Annotated in this window: 19 protein-coding genes, 1 tRNA gene, 1 pseudogene and 1 riboswitch; of the genes and pseudogenes, 5 read left to right on the plus strand and 16 right to left on the minus strand. The window is 45.6% G+C overall.

Annotation, left to right across the window (positions count from 1 at the left end):
* The first annotated feature begins 84 nt into the window (after positions 1-84).
* Entirely contained in the window at positions 85-1,041 is a 957-nt protein-coding gene (locus AC1ECB_RS15095; RefSeq protein ID WP_485664558.1) for a D-2-hydroxyacid dehydrogenase, read from the plus strand.
* On the opposite strand, the gene AC1ECB_RS15100 is transcribed toward AC1ECB_RS15095, so the two are convergent.
* Genes AC1ECB_RS15100 through AC1ECB_RS15110 form a run of 3 tightly spaced genes read right to left on the minus strand, consistent with a single transcriptional unit; the run spans position 1,038 to position 3,058 of the window.
* Positions 1,038-1,565, minus strand: a complete 528-nt coding sequence (locus AC1ECB_RS15100) for an HDIG domain-containing metalloprotein (RefSeq protein WP_485664559.1) — start codon at positions 1,563-1,565, stop codon at positions 1,038-1,040. The two genes, AC1ECB_RS15095 and AC1ECB_RS15100, sit on opposite strands and share 4 nt — an antisense overlap.
* Entirely contained in the window at positions 1,558-2,742 is a 1,185-nt protein-coding gene (gene hisZ / locus AC1ECB_RS15105) for an ATP phosphoribosyltransferase regulatory subunit (RefSeq protein ID WP_485664560.1), read from the minus strand. Before hisZ ends, AC1ECB_RS15100 begins: the two co-directional genes overlap by 8 nt.
* Before the next feature lie 19 nt (positions 2,743-2,761).
* Positions 2,762-3,058: a YerC/YecD family TrpR-related protein gene (locus tag AC1ECB_RS15110; RefSeq protein WP_094604286.1), complete on the minus strand. Its 297-nt coding sequence runs from the start codon at positions 3,056-3,058 to the stop codon at positions 2,762-2,764.
* Between the two features lie 194 nt (positions 3,059-3,252).
* Positions 3,253-3,356: riboswitch (SAM riboswitch) on the plus strand.
* 105 nt (positions 3,357-3,461) lie between these two features.
* Between AC1ECB_RS15110 and AC1ECB_RS15115 the strand changes: the two genes are divergently transcribed.
* Entirely contained in the window at positions 3,462-4,280 is an 819-nt protein-coding gene (locus AC1ECB_RS15115; protein WP_485664561.1) for a MetQ/NlpA family ABC transporter substrate-binding protein, read from the plus strand.
* 29 nt (positions 4,281-4,309) lie between these two features.
* On the opposite strand, the gene AC1ECB_RS15120 is transcribed toward AC1ECB_RS15115, so the two are convergent.
* The 9 genes from AC1ECB_RS15120 to AC1ECB_RS15160 form a co-directional block, all read right to left on the minus strand.
* A complete protein-coding gene (locus AC1ECB_RS15120; RefSeq protein WP_485664562.1) occupies positions 4,310-4,906 on the minus strand; it encodes a TetR/AcrR family transcriptional regulator in 597 nt (198 codons plus the stop codon).
* Positions 4,907-4,920: 14 nt separating this feature from the next.
* The gene (locus tag AC1ECB_RS15125; RefSeq protein WP_485664563.1) at positions 4,921-5,433 is read right to left on the minus strand and encodes a DUF456 domain-containing protein; all 513 of its coding nucleotides are present in this window, start codon (positions 5,431-5,433) and stop codon (positions 4,921-4,923) included.
* Positions 5,434-5,458: 25 nt separating this feature from the next.
* Positions 5,459-6,736, minus strand: a complete 1,278-nt coding sequence (purD, locus tag AC1ECB_RS15130) for a phosphoribosylamine--glycine ligase (RefSeq protein WP_485664564.1) — start codon at positions 6,734-6,736, stop codon at positions 5,459-5,461.
* A 29-nt stretch (positions 6,737-6,765) separates the two neighbouring features.
* Positions 6,766-7,518, minus strand: a complete 753-nt coding sequence (locus AC1ECB_RS15135; protein ID WP_485664565.1) for a YdcF family protein — start codon at positions 7,516-7,518, stop codon at positions 6,766-6,768.
* 76 nt (positions 7,519-7,594) lie between these two features.
* On the minus strand, positions 7,595-9,316 hold the full coding sequence (locus AC1ECB_RS15140) for a glutamine--tRNA ligase/YqeY domain fusion protein (protein WP_485664566.1): 1,722 nt from the start codon (positions 9,314-9,316) through the stop codon (positions 7,595-7,597).
* Positions 9,317-9,599: 283 nt separating this feature from the next.
* A complete protein-coding gene (locus tag AC1ECB_RS15145) occupies positions 9,600-10,061 on the minus strand; it encodes a hypothetical protein (protein ID WP_485664567.1) in 462 nt (153 codons plus the stop codon).
* On the minus strand, positions 10,048-13,242 hold the full coding sequence (locus tag AC1ECB_RS15150; RefSeq protein WP_485664568.1) for an efflux RND transporter permease subunit: 3,195 nt from the start codon (positions 13,240-13,242) through the stop codon (positions 10,048-10,050). The genes AC1ECB_RS15145 and AC1ECB_RS15150 overlap by 14 nt, the downstream gene beginning before the upstream one ends.
* A gap of 11 nt (positions 13,243-13,253) precedes the next feature.
* The gene (locus tag AC1ECB_RS15155; protein WP_485664569.1) at positions 13,254-14,552 is read right to left on the minus strand and encodes an efflux RND transporter periplasmic adaptor subunit; all 1,299 of its coding nucleotides are present in this window, start codon (positions 14,550-14,552) and stop codon (positions 13,254-13,256) included.
* 28 nt (positions 14,553-14,580) lie between these two features.
* A complete protein-coding gene (locus AC1ECB_RS15160) occupies positions 14,581-15,927 on the minus strand; it encodes a TolC family protein (protein ID WP_485664570.1) in 1,347 nt (448 codons plus the stop codon).
* 139 nt (positions 15,928-16,066) lie between these two features.
* Between AC1ECB_RS15160 and AC1ECB_RS15165 the strand changes: the two genes are divergently transcribed.
* Positions 16,067-16,525: a stage II sporulation protein P gene (locus AC1ECB_RS15165; protein WP_485664571.1), complete on the plus strand. Its 459-nt coding sequence runs from the start codon at positions 16,067-16,069 to the stop codon at positions 16,523-16,525.
* Positions 16,526-16,847: 322 nt separating this feature from the next.
* On the opposite strand, the gene AC1ECB_RS15170 is transcribed toward AC1ECB_RS15165, so the two are convergent.
* Together AC1ECB_RS15170 and AC1ECB_RS15175 are read right to left on the minus strand one after the other, a co-directional pair.
* Positions 16,848-17,741, minus strand: a complete 894-nt coding sequence (locus tag AC1ECB_RS15170; RefSeq protein ID WP_485664572.1) for an alpha/beta fold hydrolase — start codon at positions 17,739-17,741, stop codon at positions 16,848-16,850.
* Positions 17,742-17,778: 37 nt separating this feature from the next.
* Complete coding sequence (locus AC1ECB_RS15175) at positions 17,779-18,093, minus strand: DnaJ family domain-containing protein (protein ID WP_485664573.1); 315 nt, start codon at positions 18,091-18,093, stop codon at positions 17,779-17,781.
* A 424-nt stretch (positions 18,094-18,517) separates the two neighbouring features.
* Between AC1ECB_RS15175 and AC1ECB_RS15180 the strand changes: the two genes are divergently transcribed.
* Complete coding sequence (locus AC1ECB_RS15180) at positions 18,518-19,081, plus strand: TetR/AcrR family transcriptional regulator (RefSeq protein ID WP_485664574.1); 564 nt, start codon at positions 18,518-18,520, stop codon at positions 19,079-19,081.
* 9 nt (positions 19,082-19,090) lie between these two features.
* Positions 19,091-19,358, plus strand: a pseudogene (locus AC1ECB_RS15185) (efflux RND transporter permease subunit); the annotation flags it as partial.
* 73 nt (positions 19,359-19,431) lie between these two features.
* Here the strand turns inward: AC1ECB_RS15185 and AC1ECB_RS15190 are convergent.
* Positions 19,432-19,508 (minus strand) — tRNA-Arg (locus AC1ECB_RS15190).
* Positions 19,509-19,575: 67 nt separating this feature from the next.
* A complete protein-coding gene (locus AC1ECB_RS15195; RefSeq protein WP_485664575.1) occupies positions 19,576-20,898 on the minus strand; it encodes a hexokinase family protein in 1,323 nt (440 codons plus the stop codon).
* Positions 20,899-20,922 lie beyond the last annotated feature (24 nt).

Consider the following 20,922-nt stretch of genomic DNA (forward strand, 5'->3'; position numbering starts at 1 on the left):
AGCTTTTTCGTCTTAGGTAGGAAAACCAACTGTATATGTAGAAGTATTTGGCAAGATAATAACCTTATATAAGGAGGGTTCACTATGGCTGTTCTTAATATTGTTGTGCTCAACCCACTGGCCGACCGGCATAAAGAAGTCATTAAGGCTGCTGAGCCTAATGTAAATATAATTGTAAGTGATGAAAAAACCGTCCTCGAACATATGCCGGAGTGTCATATCCTAGTAACCTGGGGCTGGGCTGAAACCCAGCATTTGTATCAGGCTGCCCCTCACTTAGAATGGATTCATGCGTTAAGTGCCGGAGTTGAGAAACTGCTGTTTCCAGAAATTCAGGCCGCCGACACCATACTTACGAATTCCAAGGGCATCCATAGTATTCCTGTCTCTGAACATCTCTTAGCTATGATGCTGGCTTTTAGCCGGGGACTTACCTTAAGCATTCGTCAGCAAAATGCAAGAATATGGGAGAGAGTGCCAACAGACGAATTACACGAACATACCCTTGCCATCATCGGCCTTGGTGCTATTGGACGAGAGATTGCCAAAAAGGCCAAGGCGTTAGGCATGACGGTTCTTGCCAGTAAACAAGAAATGACTACTGAATTGTTTGTAGATAAGCTGTATCTGCCAGATAGTGATAGTCTTCAGGAAATGCTGGCTCAGGCCGACTATGTCGTTGTTGCTTTACCGCTGACGGAAAACACCGAAAATCTGATTGGGCTGAAGCAATTTACTATTATGAAGCCGTCAGCCTATTTCTTCAACATTGCCAGAGGTGCGATTGTAAATGAGGCCGATTTGGTCACAGCCTTAGAGCAAAAACTAATTCGCGGCGCCGGCCTGGACGTGTTTACGCAGGAACCCTTGCCAGAATCCAGTCCGCTGTGGACTATGCCCAATGTTATTATCACACCCCACGTTGCCGCATTATCACCGGCTTATCTTGACCGGGCTATCAAATTATTTGCAGATAATCTTACCCGGTTTATCCAGGGCCGGGATATGATAAACCTTGTTGATAAAGGTAAAGGCTATTAGTTTAGGCTGTCGGCCTTTTTTAGCAGCGTAAGCTCCGGTGGCTCACCAACTGCCGGAGCCTCATGATGTCTTGCAACAATCATGGTTAGCTGTGGGGACATGCCGGCTGCAGTCAGCATAGCCGCCCCGCGTCCGGCATGATTATAATAAATATAGACAGCATGACGGAGATTGTCTATTTTGCTGCCCCGCCCCATTTGTCCCCAGGATTTTGCCCATTGTGGCGCAAACCTATCAAAAATAACGGTAATAATTTTATCGGCAGTACTAACATCACCTTTAACCTTACCGACATCATGTAAAAGCGCACATTGTATAAGTAGTTCTTGATTTACAGCCGCTTGGCTGGCAGCAAGCTTCAGCGCTGTATACGCTACATTCAAAGCATGCCGTTGGTCAGGCAGATTCATTTGCCAAAACAGGGCGGTCTGCGTTTTATTTAGGTATTTATCGATAAAAACCTTATCAACTTCGTTAATCCGGGCGGTAAGCGCGGCAACGACCTGCTTAACGCGTTTATTCAATATATATCAATTCTTCATAGCCTTGTTCATTAGCCGTCTTTTCAGCTGCCGTCTTTGAACAACCAGCCAGCGCTAATTCTGTTCGGCGGCCTGTTTTACGGTATTCTTTGGCCGCTTCAATGGCCTCAGCCAGATTACCCTCTGCCCAGGCAATGTATACGTCTTTACCGCGGACACTAACATCAATCCCCTGACGTTCCAGTGCCAATAGCATCCGTTCAATGCCAAGTGCAAAACCAGTGGCCGGATTAGGAACACCAAAAGAAGCCAACATAGTATCATAACGGCCACCACCGCATAGTGGAAAACCCAGGCCTGGTGTATAGACCTCAAAGACCATGCCTGTATAATAATCAAAATCGCGAATGATACCCAGATCAAAATTGACATACCGTTCAACGCCATAACCTGTTAAGAGTTTATGGATATCGGCCAGATTATCCAATGCGGCGCGGCTTTGTTCGTTAGTAACAAGCCGGTAAGCTGCTCTGAGCATATCCTCCCGCCCATGTAAGAGCGGAACTTGCTGAAATATCTCCCTGGCTGCCTGACTAAGGTCGCTTTGGGCCAAAACCTCACCCAAACCCACCAAATCGCGAGTAACCATAGTATATTTTACTTTTTGCTGATCCCGCTGAGTTAATCCACTCTCTGCCATAAGACCGTTAATAAATGCAACTTGACCTAAACCGATCTGAAAATTGGTTAAGCCTGCCTCCAGCATGGCTTCGACCGCCAACGCGATAATCTCGGCATCAGCAGCTGGTCCCGGAGCCCCTAACAGTTCAATCCCAGCCTGGTAAAATTCACACTGTCGTCCAGCCTGCGCCTGCTCATGCCGAAATACATTAGTAAGATAAAACAATCTCAGCGGCAGCGGCCTTTCTTTAAATCTTGTCGCAGCTACCCGTGCAATCGGTGTTGTCATATCAGGGCGCAGTGCTAACGTACGATTATTCTTGTCAAAAAATTTAAACACATGCTCTTGAATCGCGTTGCCTGTACCCAGTGTTATTGTTTCCATATATTCAAAAGTTGGCGTTACCACTTCATCATAACCCCAACGGGAAAACAACTCGGCAAGAGCTCCCTCGACAATACGCTTTTGTTTTGCTTCCCGTGGCAGCAGATCACGTGTTCCATAGGGAATTTGCGGCACATAATTATTTCTGTTCATTGTGTTCACTCCATTCTAGTCAACTGTTTTCTATCTTATCTAATACTGTCTTATAACCATCAGCACCATAATACAGACAGCGCTTAACCCTGCTGATAGTCGCTGTACTGGCACCGGTAGCAGCAACTATATCATCATAAATAACGCCAGCCTTTAACAGTCGCGCCACTTCCAGGCGCTGAGCCATAGCTTTAAGTTCGCCAATTGTGCATACGTCTTCAAAAAATTGATAACATTCCTCCTCACTGTTTAGCGATAAAATTCCTCTAAACAGCTGATCGGTAAGCCTATCTTTCAATTTAGGATTTGTAGGCATACTTCTAGCCTCCCTGTAATACTTGCTATTGTATATTTATTCGCCATTTACCCAGATTTTCCTTCTTTAATACTTTCCATCTTTATTCAAGTAAAACCTCTTCTATAAAATCCCCGTTTTTTACACAAAATACCACTTTTTTTAGTTGACAGCTATCCTTATGCATGCTAATATGAAATTCATAATTTAAATATTGTTCATCAAGAGCTGGTTGAGGGAATGGCCCGATGATGCCGCGGCAACCATCGCATCTGCGAACGGTGCCAATTCCACAGGATTACCTCCTGGCAGATGAAGAACTGGACAACAAGCCTCTTCGGACTGCCGAAGAGGCTTACATTTTTTCGAAAGGAGGATATTTTGTTTCTAGTTATTTTAATTTAATTTTAGGAGGAATCACTTTATGAAGAAGTTTACCCTGTTAGTAATAATTGCAGTATTAGCCTTATCTGCCTTTGTCACTGGTTGCAGCAAGAGCACCCCCGCACCGTCAGTTGCTGAAAAGAAAACAATTAAAGTTGGCGCGACCGCCGTACCGCATGCTGAGATTCTCAATGTTGTCAAACCAATGCTTGAAAAAGAAGGCATCAACCTGGTTATTGTCGAAATGAGCGATTACGTCCGTCCCAACATGGCTGTGGCAGAAAAAGAACTGGATGCCAATTTTTTTCAGCATATCCCTTATCTGACTAAGTTTTGTACCGAACGCAACCTTGATCTGACTTACACTGCTGCTGTACATATCGAACCGATGGGTATTTACTCCAAAAAAGTCAAGAACCTAAATGATCTGGAAAACGGTGCATCAATCGGCATCCCCAATGACCCCACCAACGGCGGCCGTGCACTAGCCTTGCTAGCCAAAGCCGGCATCATTAAACTCAAAGATGACGCCGGTGTTACTGCTACTATCAGTGATATCACTGATAACCCCAAAAGTGTAAAAATCCGCGAGCTTGAAGCTGCGCAACTACCGCGTTCGCTTGATGACCTTACTTTAGCCGTCATCAACACTAATTATGCACTGGAAGCCAAGCTTGTCCCCACCAAAGATGCTCTGTTTACTGAACAAAAAGACTCACCCTATGTTAATATTCTCACTGTTCGCAAAGGTGATGAAAACCGCCCAGAAATCCAAAAATTAACCAAAGCCCTGACTTCCGAAGAAGTTAAGAAGTTTATTAATGAAAAATATCAAGGTGCCATTGTACCCGCATTTTAAGTTAAAAAGTGAGTCAGGGAAATCCTGACTCACTTTTTTAACGCAGCAACACCATAAAGGAAAACATCGGCAATACTGTTGGCTGCCGTATCAATGGATTCCCTGCTATCCTCAACAAAACCCTGAAATACCATCATAACAATGACGCTGAACAAACCATGAGCAGCTTTATGTATATCACAATTACGAATAGTGCCCTGTTCTATACCCTCTTGTAAGATAGCTTGCAATATCCCGATGGTATGAACAAATCTTTCGCGATATTTTTCACGCTGCGCCTCGGTGAAGTTTGATGGTTCTTCATGACCTAAGCCACGCATCTCATGCATGAGCACCCGCCACAAATCAGCATTAGCAATATAAAATTCCAGAAATATCCTGATAGCCTTTTTTACTTTGTTCAAAGCTGGTTCCGTAAGAACTGAAATTTCCTTAAGTTCGGCCTCAAAATTAGCACTCCGTTCTTTTATAAGGGTATAAAAGAGCTGTTCTTTATTGACAAAATACTTATATACTGTACCCTTACCAGTGTCAGCCAGAGCAATAATTTCATCCACTGTAGCACGATGATACCCCTTGCGGGAGAAAATAGTATAAGCGGCTTCTAGTATTTGCTGACGTTTCATCGTACTTCCTCCTGTCACCACGTAAGCTGGGAGATTAAAAAAACCACCATCCCGATGGCTACAGCTAGCTTAAAAATTAAACCCAACGTCTGGCCAATGACAATACTTTTGGCTACCCTGGTTGCCCTTTCCTGATTTCCAGTAGACGCATACTCCGCTAAATATCCGGCGGCAAAGGAGACACCAATCGCCCCGGCAATAGAACCAAGTCCTGGCATGAATCCTGTACCGATTATACCGCCGGCAATGCCACCAATAAAAGCGGCTGCAATGGCCGCACGCGAGGCATTTTCCCTTTTAGCTCCCAGCGACCCCGCAACAAATTCGGCCAGTTCCCCTGTTAACAGCGCGCCAAAAAGCAGCAGCAGCACAGTAGTATTCATATGAGTAAAGCTTTCCAAATATCCATAGCCTAAAGCAGTAAAAAAGATCAACCAATTGCCAGGCAAGCCGATAGCCGTCAGACCAATACCAATAACTGTAACCGCAATGACTACTAAATTACTGGCTGTTAAGCCTGCATCCATTAAAGCATACACCTCTTCAACGTTTTCACCTGTCACTCCGGTTAAATGCCCGATGAGCAATGTCTTTACGGTACTGCATACCAGCAAAGTTTATCACTGGTACAGCCTGATAAACCTTATCTACAGCTTCCCGGAGATTAGCGGCTACCGCCGTCACGCCAAGTACCCGGCCGCCGTGGGTGACGATCTGGCCGTTAACCGTGCCTGTTCCAGCATGAAATACCATTGCCCCTTGTAACTCTGCTTGATCAAGACCGGTAATTTTATCCCCTTTATTATAACTCCCAGGATACCCACCCGCAGCCAGCACAACACATACAGCGGCCTTATCTTCCCATTCGATGGTTACATCAGCCAGTCGTCCATCCGCGCAGGCTTCCATGATATCCACCAAATCACTGGCTAAAAGCGGTAGCACGACCTGTGTCTCGGGATCGCCAAAACGAGCATTAAATTCAATGACCTTTGGCCCCTGAGCCGTAATCATCAATCCAGCATACAGACAACCTTTATAAACGATACCTTCCTGCCGCATAGCATCGACAACCGGCTGCAAGACCTCACGCCATACTTGTTCCCGCACAGCCGGAGTAACAACCGGGGCCGGAGCATATGTTCCCATTCCACCGGTGTTGGGTCCCTGATCATTGTCAAATACCCGCTTATGGTCCTGAGCCGCAACCATCGGTACAACCGTAGTACCATCGGTAAAGGCCAGCAGAGAAGCTTCTTCTCCTGCCAGATATTCCTCAATAACCACCAAATTGCCGGCATTGCCGAATGCCTTATCACGCATCATCATCGTAACAGCATCAATAGCTTCTTCTACTGTCAGGGCAACAACGACGCCTTTACCGGCAGCCAATCCGTCAGCTTTAACCACAATCGGTGCGCCTTGTTCTTTTATATAGGCCAGTGCGCTGTCAATGTCAGTAAAAGCAGCCGAGACGGCAGTGGGAATATGATATTTATGCATAATCTCTTTGGCAAAGGCTTTAGAACCCTCTAGTTGCGCTGCCTTTTGGGACGGACCAAATACTTTCAGATTAAGCGCAGCAAAATGATCGGCAAGACCGTTGGTTAGCGGTAACTCCGGGCCAACAACAGTCAGGCTGATGTTGTGTTCGAGCGCAAATTTACCCAAAGCCTCATTATCTGTTATATCAACAGACACACATTCAGCCACAGCCGCAATTCCGGGATTTCCCGGAACACAGTATATTTTTTCTACCCGGGGGCTTTGCGCCAATTTCCAAGCCAACGCATGCTCACGCCCGCCGCCACCAATAAGTAAAATTTTCAAATTACCACTCCTTCGTGTATACAGTTACGTTAAAACCAACGTATAGCCATCAGCCCAAGATATTCTTTAATAACTAACTGGCTGTTATAGAAAGCATCAGCCCGAGGCCACAATTGATGCCATTCAAAGATAAAGCGAGTATTTGTTTGATAGTCGGTAGGATAGGGCAATACGGTCATATTATATTTGGTAAACTGCCCCACTGAGCGTTCCATATGAAACGCCGAAGTAACTAGTATGGGACTTGTAAAAGCCCGTTCCGCTAAAATCTGCTTGGTAAATTTAGCATTATCAGTAGTATTAAGGCTCTGCCCTTCCACAATGATCTTCTCATCAGGAATACCTATTCCCAACAGGATATGACGTGCGATTTCTGCCTCCTTGCCAGTATTGGCAAATACCTGCCCCCCGGAAATGATGATTGGTGCACCAGTACTATGGTATAGCTGCGCTGCTGTCAGTAAGCGGTTGGCAGCCGAGCCCATCAAATGCCCTTTGCCATGCACATTAGGTGTGTCTGCTGTTGCTCCGCCTCCCAGCACGACAATAACATCACCACTAACAGTTGCCGGTGGCTGGTAACGGCTCTCTAAAGATCGCAGTAACCAATCCCCCACCAACGGAATGGAAATGAGATACAAGAGCGCCGTTATCACTGCCAGCGCTCCCATACCCCGTTGTTTGTGCCTATGCAGCCATACACAACAAACAGTTAATGCAGCAATAAATATGCCTGGCGGCAACAAAAAGGTTATGTACAAAAATTTTATCAAAACCAACACTTGCCAATACCCCGTCTCTCAAATGTTACAGAAAGACTTTTGTCAACATTCCTGCCGACAAAAGTCTTTTCCACTGCTATTTTTTCCCTTGCTTGGCCCAGGAATCCTTCAGTGACACAATGCGGTTAAATACCGGCATTTGTGGTGTGGAATCGCGATCAAGAGAAAAATAGCCGTTCCGCATGAACTGAAACTGATTACCCACTTGGGCTGTTTTGATGCTGGGCTCAATTAAACAATTAGCCAGCACTTCCAGCGAGTTCGGGTTTAGTGTATCTACAAAATCCTTAGCAGCCCCTTCGGCTTCTTCGTGATTTTGATTATCAAGTAACAGATAATCATAGAGACGCACCTCGGCTTTCACTGCCTGGGCAGCTGATACCCAGTGCAGCACACCCTTAACCTTACGATTGGCAGTACCACTGCCACTCTTGGTATCTGGATCATAGGAACAGTGTAATTCTACGATCTCGCCAGTTTGTTCGTCTTTGACTACCTGCTCACACTTGATTATGTAGGCCTGTTTCAAACGAACTTCCTTACCTGGAGCCAAACGGAAGAATTTTTTGGGCGGATCTTCCATGAAATCATCTTGCTCAATATATATTTCCCGGGAAAATGGCATTGTCCGTGAACCCATCTCGGGATTTTCCGGATTATTTTCTGCTACTAATTCTTCTACCTGATCTGCCGGATAGTTGTCAATAATCACTTTTAAGGGCTTAAGCACCCCCATCACTCGCGGTGCTTTTGTGTTAAGGTCTTCTCTAATACAGTGTTCCAGCATAGCAACATCCACAAGGCTGTTACTTTTAGCCACACCAATGCGATCACAAAAATCGCGGATAGATTCAGGGGTAAACCCTCGCCTCCGCAGGCCAGAGATTGTCGGCATCCGGGGATCATCCCAGCCGCTGACATAGCCTTCTTCTACCAGTCGGCGCAGGTAACGCTTACTCATAATAGTATTCGTTATATTCAACCTGGCAAACTCAATCTGCCGGCTTTGATAAATGCCTAATGTTGCCAACGTCCAGTCATACAGCGGGCGATGGTCTTCGAATTCAAGCGTGCAGATGGAGTGTGTTATATTCTCAATCGAATCAGAAATCGGATGAGCATAATCATACATGGGATAGATACACCAGGTATCGCCGGTACGATGGTGCTTTGTGTATACAATACGATACAAAACAGGGTCCCGCATATTTAGATTAGGCGAAGCCATATCAATTTTCGCTCGCAGTACCCGACTACCCTCTGGAAATTCGCCAGCACGCATTTTTTCAAAAAGTTCCAGATTTTCTTCAACTGTACGACTCCTATAGGGGCTTTCTTTTCCCGGTTCTGTCAGTGTACCACGATATTGCCGGGTCTCTTCGGCAGTCAAATCACAGACATAAGCCATGCCCTTTTTAATAAGCTCGATCGTCAACTCATATATTTTTTCAAAATAATCTGAGGCATAATATTTACGGTCATCCCAATCAAACCCCAGCCAGTTTACATCTTCCTGGATTGAGTCTACATACTCAACATCCTCTTTAGTAGGATTAGTGTCATCAAAACGCAGATTGCATTTGCCGCCATATTTAATCGCCAAGCCAAAGTTTAGACAAATCGACTTAGCATGACCAATATGCAAATAGCCGTTAGGCTCTGGTGGAAAGCGCGTATGTACCCGACCGCCATATTTCCCTGTCTTTATATCTTCATTAATGCTAACCTCGATAAAATTAGCAGGCATAGCAGGATTAGCGCCAGGCTCTTTATCAATTGCTTCAATTTCGGTATTCATGCAAATCCTCCTTAAGATTGTCCACTTTATATCATTACATTATACAACATTCCTATCCTTTCCAGCAAGTAAGAGTATTTTAGATAATTTTTCCCAGCAAGTGTTCCAGATCGTTCATTCACTACTGGCGTCGAATTTGACCTTGTTGCACAATACCAAAAAACAAGCATTAAAAGCCTGCCAGGAATAGCGACTACAAGTATGTAGTAACTATCCTGGCAGGCTTTAATATCACGCGCACTTCCAGTTATACTATACTGTCCGCCCCACCTTTCCGAACTACTTAATGACTCATACTTTGCAGGTGGGTGCTCGTCTGCTTCATAAGATCCTGCATAACCTTTACTTTGCCCTCTAAGGCACTGGGGTCTGTTTTACCTGAGTTTACACTGTCTTTTATCTCAACTGCTGTTTTACGCAGGTTATCTTTTAAACCGGCATCCATCATATGCGGCATAACCTTATCAGTGGTGCTCACGAGTTGTGCGGCGCTCTTTTGCGCGTCCATGGTTTGGCCAGCCTTCACCTGCTTGACCACGTCTTGTAAATATTTATCCAGCTCTTTCATCATGGGCATCGGGTCTTCCTTCGGCATTGCCGCACTATGCCCTTGATGACCAGTTGCAGCTTGCTCTTGACTGGCCGGTGCCTGAGCCGCCGGTTTTTCACTAGAGCTGCAACCAGCTAGTAGAGACATAACTACGGTAATAGCTAAAATACCTAGTACTACTTTACTTTTTTTCATAATTGAATAGCCTCCAATTGATTTTATTAAGATTCTTGCGTTCACGCCATTGGTTCCAAACCAGATAGATGCATGGCAGCACAATCAGCGTCAAAATTGTAGAGGTAACCAAACCACCCACAACTACAGTAGCCATTGGCCGCTGCACCTCAGCACCGGTACCAGTCGCAAAGAGTAATGGAAACAAGCCCAAGCTAGCAACCAAGGCGGTAATCATAACCGGTCGCAAGCGAGTGAATGCACCTTCAATAATGGCCTCTTCTAATGTTTTGTGGTCCCGCAGGTGTTTAATGTAGGTCACCATGATGACTCCGTTTTGCACCGCAATCCCAAAGAGAGCGATGAAACCAACAGCAGCTGCTACCGTTATATAGGTGCCAGTAACATACATGGCTACAATTCCACCCACTAAGGAGAACGGAATGTTCATCAGGATAAGGAAAGCATCGCTGGCAGACTTAAAGGTCATATAGAGTAAGAAGAAGGTGAGCACGATGACCGCTGGCACTACCAGTGACAGCCGGTCTTTCGCCCGTTGCTGATTTTCATACTGGCCGGTCCATTTTAGAGAATATCCGGGAGGTAAATCAACCTTTTCTTTGATAACCTTGTTGGCTTCATCAACAAAACTAACCACATCCCGACCCCGGGTATTCATCTGCACGCTCATCCGGTAGACACCGTTTTCACTGCTGATCATCGACGGACCGTCCACAACCTGGAACTGAGCTACTTCGCCTAACGGCACGTGGGCACCAGTTGCCGGCCCAGCTGCAGGTGCAGTTGCAGCACCACCCATGCCGCTCATCCCGCCACCACCGCTTTTCGCCAAGGCGTTGCCACCGGTTACCGGAATGAGAATATTTTGCATAGCGTCTATGGTTTCTCGATTTTCCCGGTTATAACGCACTAAGACGTTAAATCGTTTGCGGCCTTCGATGGTCGTGGTGGCGGTTTTGCCACCTACCGCTAATTCAACGGCATCTTCAACATCGGCAATGTTAAGCCCATACCGGGCTGCCTTTTCCCGATTGACTTGAATCTCCAAATAAGAAGCACCAAAGACCCGTTCAGCCAACAGATCGCTGACTCCCGGCACGGTTGCCAGTGCCTTTTCAATGTCAAAGGTCTTTTGCTGCAGCACCTTGAGGTCTTCCCCATAGAGTTTGATGCCAAGTTCGGTACGAACTCCGGTGGTCAGCATGGATAATCGACCGGCAATCGGCTGGGTAAAGGCCAAATTAAGTCCTGGGATATTGGCTAGTTTGACCATCATTTCCTGTTCAATCGTCTCTTTGGTCATACCAGGCCGCCATTGGTCTTTTGGTTTTAGTGTGACAATGGTTTCTATCATACTAATCGGCGCTGGGTCCATGGCCGACTCGGCACGTCCTACTTTCCCCACAGACATGTCGATCTCCGGAATATCCATAATGACTTTATCCATGGTTTTAGCAGCTTCTACTGCTTCCGTAAGGGAAACACTGGGCAGCATGGTCGGCATGACTAAGAAGGTTCCTTCATCTAATGCCGGCATAAAGGTAGTGCCAATAAGCGGTAGCAGTGAGAACCCGGCAATCATCACGACAACAGCAATCACAATGGTTGTTTTATGGTACTTCATCACCGTTTTTAGAAACGGTACATACAATTGATGCATTTTAGCAACAATCCAGGTGTCCTTTTCCTGAATTTTACCTTTGAGAAACAAGGTGCACAGCACCGGTACCAATGTGAACGCCAGTAGCAGTGATCCACTCATGGCAAAAGATTTAGCCCAGGCCATCGGGGTATACATTTTACCTTCGGTGCCAGTCATGGTAAATACAGGCAAGAAAGTGACAATAATAATAGTGATAGAAAAGAAAATTGGTGCGGCTACTTCCTTAGCTGCTTCCAGCGTTACATCAACAATGTTGCGTTGCCCGCGGTCCTCCGCCAAATGCCTAAAGATGTTTTCTACCATAACAATGGCTGCGTCGGTCATGACGCCGATGCCGATGGCAATACCACCAAGCGACATTAAATTGGCCGAGAGGTGAATCTGTTTCATCGCAATCAGCGCTATCAGGATACCGATAGGAATAGCACTGGTCACAATCAAGCTGGACCGGACATTCCCTAAAAAGAGAATTACAATAAGCGAAACTAAGATGAATTCTTCAACCAATGCCTGTGTCAATGTATTGACCGCTTTTTTCACCAGGTCGGTCTGGTCGTAAAAAGGTACAATCCTCATGCCCTCCGGTAAGGTTGGTTGAATTTCGGCGATCTTCGCTTTTACTTGGTCAATGACGTTTAGCGTGTTCTCGCCCATACGCTGAATAACAATACCACCGGCCGCTTCATAACCAGATTTAGTCAGCACGCCCCGGCGAAAGTCCGGGCCGGCGGTCACATTGGCTACATCTTTGATATAAATAGGCACATTATTGTTTTGGGCAATTACTATATTTTTAATATCGTCAGGTGACTGGATTAGCCCCAGCCCGCGGATGATAAATTCCTGACCGTTTTGCTCAACTACTTTGGCGCCGATGTTAGCGTTATTAGCGCCAAGCGCCCCAAATACCTGATTGAAGGTAACCCGGTAGTTTTGCAGAAGATGCGGATCAAGATTGATCTGGTACTGCATTACATAACCGCCGATGCTGGCGACCTCAGCTACACCCGGCACCGCACTCAATTGCTGCTTAATCGTGAAATCCTCAACAGTTCGCAAATCTGCGAGATTGTGTCGGTCGCTTTCCACGGTGTACATAAAGACTTGTCCCATGGGCGTGCTTACTGGGCCCAAGGCTGGCTGCACGCCGCGTGGTAATTGAGGAATGGCTTGCTGCACTTTTTCGTTCACAACTTGACGAGCAAAGTAAGGTTCGATCCCATCTTCAAAAATTACGGTTATGAGCGACATCCCAAAAGAAGAAGCCGAGCGTACTTCTTTAACCTTTGGCAACCCCCGCAAGGCAGTCTCTAGCGGATAGGTGACTTGGTCCTGAATTTCCTGCGGACCCCGGCCCATCCAATCGGCCGAAACAAGTACCTGGTTTTCACTGAGGTCGGGAAAGGCGTCAATGGGGGTATCGCGCAAGACAAAGACTCCCCAAACAATAATCAAAGCGGCTAATGTCAGAATAATCACGCGGTTTTTCAAGGAAAACTCGATTAATTTATTGAGCATGCTAATCCTCCTTACTGAACACTATGGCCGCTGTGTTCGCCCCCTACAGCCGGTGGTGCAGTCGGAGCAGTTGGTTCCGATGCTGGAGCAACTGCTCCGCTGGTTTGAGCGCCTGTAGCAGCAGGTGTACTAGCGGCTCCCCCGCCGCCATGACCGGCATGACTGCCAAAGCCGCCTAATTTAGTCTGAGAGTCAATAAGAAAGGTGGCGGCTGTTACCACCGTTTCACTAGGTTGCAGCCCCGACAAGATTTGGACATAACCATTTGCATATTGTCCTGTAACTACATCACGTTTGACGAAGGTATCGTCGCTTTGTGCGACAAAGACGATTTTACGGCTGCCGGTATCCAGGATACTGGACTCCGGGATGACCAGGCTGTCTTCCAACGGTATTTGAACATTGGCATTGACAAACATATTGGGTTTCAATTTACCGCTAGGATTGGCCATCTCCACCCGCACTTTGACCGTCCGTGTAGCATCATCAAGTACCGGGCTGATAAAGGTCACTTGTCCTGTAAAGGTTTCCCCCGGGTAGGCTCCACTATTTACCATGACCGGCTGACCTGGTTTAATCCCGGCTATGTCTTTTTCGTAAATATCGGCATACAGCCAGACAGTTGATAAGTCCGACAGACTGTACAGTTTGTCGCCAGGCATAATGAAGGCTCCTGGCAGTACTTGTTTCTCCAATACAGTTCCCCCGAACTGGGCATAGATGGTCATATGATCATTGATCTGTCTGGTATGTTCCAGATGAATGATATCGCTGTCAGGCACATTTAAGAGTTGCAATTTTCGCCGGGCTGCCGTTACCAGGCTTTTGTTGATCTGGACTATATCTTTACCGGCATTATTCAGTTTCTGCACATTTTCCAACGTTAACAAATATTCTTCCTGGGCAGCAATATAGGTTGGACTGTATACCGCGGCGATAGCCTGCCCGGGGGCAATCGTTTCCCCATCGGCGGTTACGTAGAGTTCATCCACCCGTCCCTCGACCCGGGAAGTGATATAGGTCCGGCCGCTTTCATTCATGGCAATCTTGCCGGTGGTCTTGATTTCCTTTGCCAGCGGCTTAACAATGGCTTGCGCGGTTTGTACCCCGGCCAATTGCCGGGCCTTAGCGTCCAGGGTAACCGTATCACCCATGGCCATCACCGGGGCATTTGTTTGATGCCCCGTATGATCTACAGCCACTGGTTTATTATGTTGAGCAGTATAGTAGTAGCCCGCACCGCCGATTACCAGAACACCGGCAGTCACACCAATGATAAGTTTCTTTTTGGCCTGTAGTTTTTCGATCATGCTGTCCTCTCCTTCTTCCGGCTACTTATTATGGCTGCACTCCATTGGTAAATAAGGGCTTACCTACTGCTTTCTCCAGATTGGCCGCCGCTTTTTCATAATCTGTCTTTGCTTTATATAAGCCTAATTTGGCATTGCGCAGGGTATTAACTCCTTCCAGTACTGTCATAAGGTCTACCTTACCGTTGGTATACCCTACAATGGCAGCCTGGTAGGTCTGCTCGGCCTGGGGAATGATGGTATTTTTATACAGGTCAATCTGCCGCCACGTAGCTTGCGCTTCAGTAAGCGCCATTTGGACATCAAGTTCGGTCATATTCTGCATATTCTGCAGGGCAGCTTGCGAAGCAGCAAAGCTAGCCTGTGCTGCGCTTATTTCAGCTTTGTTTTTACCTTGCCAGATAGGAAACATTGCCATGACTTCAATCTTCCAGGTCGACTTTCTTTCGCCTAGCATGAATGTTGTTCTCATGGGGTCCATAGGGTCTGCCTGTGATTCTAGCATGGGTTCCTTGTTATTTTTGTAACCTAAATTGACCTCAAAATCAGGCAGTTGCTGCTTCTTTGCTAAATCAATCCCGTTTTGGGCCATGTCCACTTGATACTTCATCCCTGCTACTGACGGCTTATTTTCAGTGGCGTTTTTTATAAGGTCGGCCAAATCAAAATTAGGCGGAGGAGCTATAAATTCTTCTTTAACTTCGAGGGCTTCATTGGTACTGCGTCCCATCAGATTGTTAATTTTTGCTTTGGCTACCGCTTCCATTGACGCCATATTTAACAAATCAATTGTCATCCGGGAAAATTCAGTCTGGGCTTTCAGCGTATCCTGGAGCGGTACCATACCTGTTGAATAATTAACTTGAGCCAACTTCGCGAGCTGACCCATAAGCTCTTGGCTCTCCTTACCAATTACCAGTGCTTGTTTGGAATAAAGATAATCGTAATAGGCCTGTTTTGTTTGTGCGTAGATCTCTACCTGTTTCTCAGCCCAGCCGGTTTTGGTCATGTTTGCTTCATTCTCCGCCATCTTACCCATCGCTTTAAGCTTAGCTGGATTCATTATTTCCTGACTAATACTAAATTCTGTCATCATGGCGTTACCAGGATTCAAACTCGTGGTTGGGATATCATCCTTCATAAATCCGACCTTGAGATTAGGCTGGGCTGTAACTGCGGGAAGGCGACTGGACTTTTCCTCCCATTTTCTTTCGGTTTCTACAACCGCTGGGTTGTTTTTGATCGCATTATTCACGATTTCCTGCAGGGTCAGGGGCTGCTCCGCTGCAAGCACTGGCGATAAGTTTGTTGCCAGCATAATACTGCCTACTATAAGTGGTCTTAAAGGGCCCATTTGGGGAATGATACTGCTCATTGTTCAACCTCCTAAGATTCTAGTTTACCCGTCTTAAAATCCAACGCTTTATGTAGCGTGGAACAAAAGCTCCTCAGTGAGCTAGTTTTGTATTTGGCATGATTATAACAAGCCATTATGAAGAACTTATGAAGATGTTATGAAGACATTATGCGATTTTTATCATAGTTACAGTACGCAGATTTTAGCAATAATCTTCAATACCAGGCCATGCTACCCAGCTATGGCCGGACACAATCCCTGTGCAGGCACCCGCCCAGCCAGCAAGTCAACTGGTGAGCATCTACCATACCACACAGATGAATCCTATATTCCTACCGGCGGTAAATCTACCGTCACAGGCGATGGCAGCATCTTTCTTGTAGGTGAAGCCTTTAGCAAACGGTTATCCGAACTCGGTTACCAGACCAATCATGACAAAACCCTTCACGATCCCCATGATGCGAACGCCTATCAATGTTCCCGGCGTACCGCTATGAAGCTGCTTCAACAACAGCCGGTCGCGCTATTTGATATCCATCGCGAAATCAAGTTAACGGAGCACACGAAAAGAATTATTTTCTTGTTAGATTGCATATTTTACGCTCTACGGGTATAATATAAGAAAAGGACTGACGTGCTTGATACACGCCAGTCCCACAGGCTGTCTAACCGGAAAACGGTTAGACAAAAGTTGCGTTATTAAGAAATAACCGCCATCTAAGCAGGGGCGGTTATTTCTTTTGGGTTATGACCAATACCATGAGCGTGGCAAATGCGACAGCAAATGTCAATGCTTCATATACAGTCACCCTACCACCCCTTCCTGTAAAGGAAGGGGCTAACCGTCCCCCGAGCAGCCTGTTACACTTATTATAGTATAATCTTCCAGGTGAGTAAGAAAATATTTTGCTTATGAATTTAATGTATACTGTGCCGCCTTACACAATTAGGGTGGCCTTTTTTATATGACGGGAAATAGCGGTTACTATTTCCGGCCAAACCCCCGTGGGGAGATCGTGCCCCATTCCGTCAATGATCAATAAATTTGCCCCAGGAATTACGTGCGCTGTTTCTTTCCCCGCTTCGACCGGGATCAGCGGATCACCGGACCCGTGTATTACGAGTGTTGGAGCCTTAATGGATGAAAGTGCTGCTGTTCTATCGCCACGGGAAAGAATAGCCATATTTTGACGCGCCATTCCCTGCGGGTAATATGAGCGGTCATAGCTCTTCGCCAGGTATGTCCGGGCTCTTTTTTCCTCAAAGGGAAAACCTGGACTCCAAATCTTTCGCCAAACATTCATATTATGTTCAATATATGCTTTGCGCTCCGTTGGCGGCAGTGCGACAACAGCAGCTATCGCGTCCGGTTGTCCCTGCGGCAGATCGGGATTCCCTGTGTTTGACATGATAGAAGTCAGACTCAGAACACGCTGTGGATGCCGATAAACAACAACCTGGGCTATCATGCCACCCATTGAAGCACCGCAGATATGCGCTTTTTCAATATGCAAGGCATCAAGTAACCCCACGCAGTCGTCTGCCATATCGTCCAGGGAATATACCGCGGCAACGTGCTTGCCTTCCATAGAAGCTTTGATTGCAGCCATAATATCTGGGACGCCGGCTTCATCAAATTTTGTCGAAAGGCCAGCATCGCGATTGTCAAAACGAATAACAAAAAGCCCCGCTTTCGCTAATAATTTGCAGAACTCAGCGTCCCAAAAGAGCAGTTGGGCACCATTACCGGCGATTAATAGTAAGGCTGAAGAAGACCTATCACCAAAAGTATCATACTCAATTTGAATTCCATTGGCCGTCACATTAGGCATTTTTTTCTCCTTCCTGCCTCGTTCTCAATATCCCGTCTTACCGTTTCCGGCGTTCCATTAGAATATCATAAAACATCTTCTTTTCAGTAATTGTTTTCATTATGTCAGGCTTATCTTGTTCCGTAGCTATTTGTAATTGTTCTTCTAACCTACTGATTTCTTTACGCAATTCCATTTCTGGTGGAAGCGATCCTGAGTTTCTTAATACCAAAAATGCCGCTCGTTGCTCTGGGGGAATAAATCGCAGATCGGCAAGTCGTTGAGCTTTTCCCTTACCAGGTAAGTCATTAAAAGTTCCCTCGTTAATTGCCTTTTTAATGTTTCGCTCGATTATCCTGTTCATCCCGTCCATCGTTCCTATTGCCCCCTTTTGATTAATCCAAAGCCACAGACTATCAACATACTTTTTAACTCCTCATATACAGACTTCATTCAGAATAAACTTTTGTTCTAACAATGTTTTTGTTTCTGACATCAGTTTTCTAACTCGCCTATTTCATCTCTGTACCGTTACGACAAAATAAGTACAATAATTATAATGTCATAATATTCCTTTCCCTATCATCTGTCAATACAAGATTACCAATAAAAGTTGAAGTTACACCACTTAGACTGGTTGCTCCAACTATCAACAGCACCAGATAACGTTACTTGCTATTTTGCTTTTTTTAGTGTAATGATGGATTGACAGATGCTAAAAAGTGGTATATCCTGTATTTAAATTATACGATACTCATTCTGTCATTTCAGTACAAACTATTTGAGGTGATTTTATTTTGCGTAATCAAATTCTCATGGCCGCAGCCGACGAAATGAAAACCCGCGGTGTAAAATTTACAATGAGCGACCTGGCCAGGCGTCTTAGTCTCAGCAAAACTTCTTTATATGAGCACTTTGCCTCCAAAAATGAACTTGTGCATGACATTATAGCTACAGCCACCCAGGACGTTCAACACCAGGAACAGGAAATCTACAATAACACCGAACTGTCCGTAACAGAAAAAATTCAGGCCTTGCTTAAAGTCGCCCCAAAAGTGTTCGGCCCCATAAACAATCATAATCTTTATGATGACCTCCGCCATTATTATCCTGAGGAATGGCAGTTAGTATCAGATTTTCGCCAGGAGCAGTTGCATCACCTGACATCCTTTATCATCCAGAGCATTGAAACTCAGTCACTTCGCCCTGTCAATGTACCTGTACTCAGGCAAATTGTAACCAGTGCGATGAATGATCTGTTTAACTACCGGTTTCTGGAAGAAAGCAACATGACCCACGCGGATGCATTATCGGCAATGGCCGATATCATCGTGTTCGGACTACTCCCACCTAAAAAATAAGATTTTCCCTCCCTTATTTTAAATCTGCGTCCCATACTGCTGACAGCGGCAGCCGCCATACTGGGGATGATTCCGTTAGTATCTAGTATTTTCTGGGGAGCCATGGCCGTCGCTATTGCCAGCGGACCTGTTCGGTGCTACGATATTAACACTCATCGTCTTGCCGGTCATGTATACCGCCTGGTACAAAGTTGACAGCTCAATTTCTTCGCATGACAGTATGAAATTGCAAGGGACCGCTGCAACCCCTGGCATACATCTCCATAAAAACGATTGACAATGTTTGTCAAACTGCTATGAAAACGAAAAAAAGGTTTTACGAAAACCTCGTAAAACCCTTGAAATATCTATGGCGACCCCGGCAGGATTCGAACCTGCGACCTTTTGATTCGTAGTCAAACGCTCTATCCAGCTGAGCTACGGAGTCATGTGCTACTTGACTATTATATTATGCAAATTAAAAAATGTCAACACCAGTAATCATTTTTTTGTATTTAGTGAGGACTATATACCGTGGCTGCCGCAATAGCCGCACCAATACCTGAACCGTCTTTACTAAGGCGAATAGCAACCTGATTGTTCCCTATACCTAACACCTCCTTCATCGCCTGTGCCAAATACTCGGCATATCCTGGCATCTTTTCGTATAGTGACCCGTCAACAGCAATCGTATGCCGCCGTTTAAGCTCCGGATCAATCTTAAACAATATACCAGCCCAGGTAGCAGCCACCAAACGGGCAGATCTGATCGTAACAAATCTGGCAATGGTTTGCAAAGCTACAAGTTCACTTGTCCTTAGCTCACTCATTCCTAAGCGATTAGCAGCAACTCTAGCTACAGCATTCAAGCCTGATGTATGATCAGCAAGCATTGTGGAAAGATCTTCTGTAGATAGAAAATATGGTATATTCAATGGCTCTGCTGTCTCTCCGTTCATGTAACCATTAGCGACCAGACTGCTGACAATAATTCGAACAAGTTCACCTAAATAATGACCTGAAGCCATCTTCTCCAGGCGTTGCACCCCTGGTTTTTCACTATTCTGATCCAGGCATATATCGTATTTAGTTTGCACTATTTGATCAAAATTACCTGATTCCATATTGACGATCATCGGCTGCTTGGTCAGCGGATGATCAGGTTCAAGATAACAGCTGTTATGTCCGGTACCGCAAATAGTACCAATATCAGTAGTGTTATCCTTATATGCGGCAGTTAGCAAAGTACCGGTAGTATCATTAATTACCGCCAGTGACTGAACATGACCAATCCCGTTGCGTTCTAATGCCGCTTGCAATAGCTGTCCGACATTTTCTCCTTCAACCCCCGCTGTCTTGATCTCCTTTGTCCAACTAATTAGTTCAGCTTTATTAACAGCATACTGGCGACAAGGAAAAGAAAAAGTATGTCCCAGTGGGTAGGTTTTGTCGGCTGTTGGCACGATTTCAGCAATTTTCCCAGCTATGAAGTCAAATAATTGCATTCCAGATGCTGACGCAGCCGTAAAGTCATAATTGGCCTGCTTATTTTTGAGGGGAAATGACCGCCTGGAAATAATCTGAGCCTGACCTTGTCCTGTCAGTTCAATCAGCAATACCCTTATGTTTGTGCCGCCAAAGTCAACAGCAACTACAGTACCTTGCTCCTGACCAGTGGGAGCATTAATAAATGCCGGCAACATTTTTAGAGAACTTGGCATACCGAGCAAACCAGCAGTCATTGCACCTTTAAACCGGATAGCGATATCTTGTAATAAATTGGCTGATACAGCCAACTCTTCTTCTAAGCCTGCTAAAACTCTGCTTAAATCAGCCAAACCATTCAACTCCCGGGTGAGTAC

It is taken from the genome of Sporomusa sp. 246TCP1, assembly GCF_057319775.1.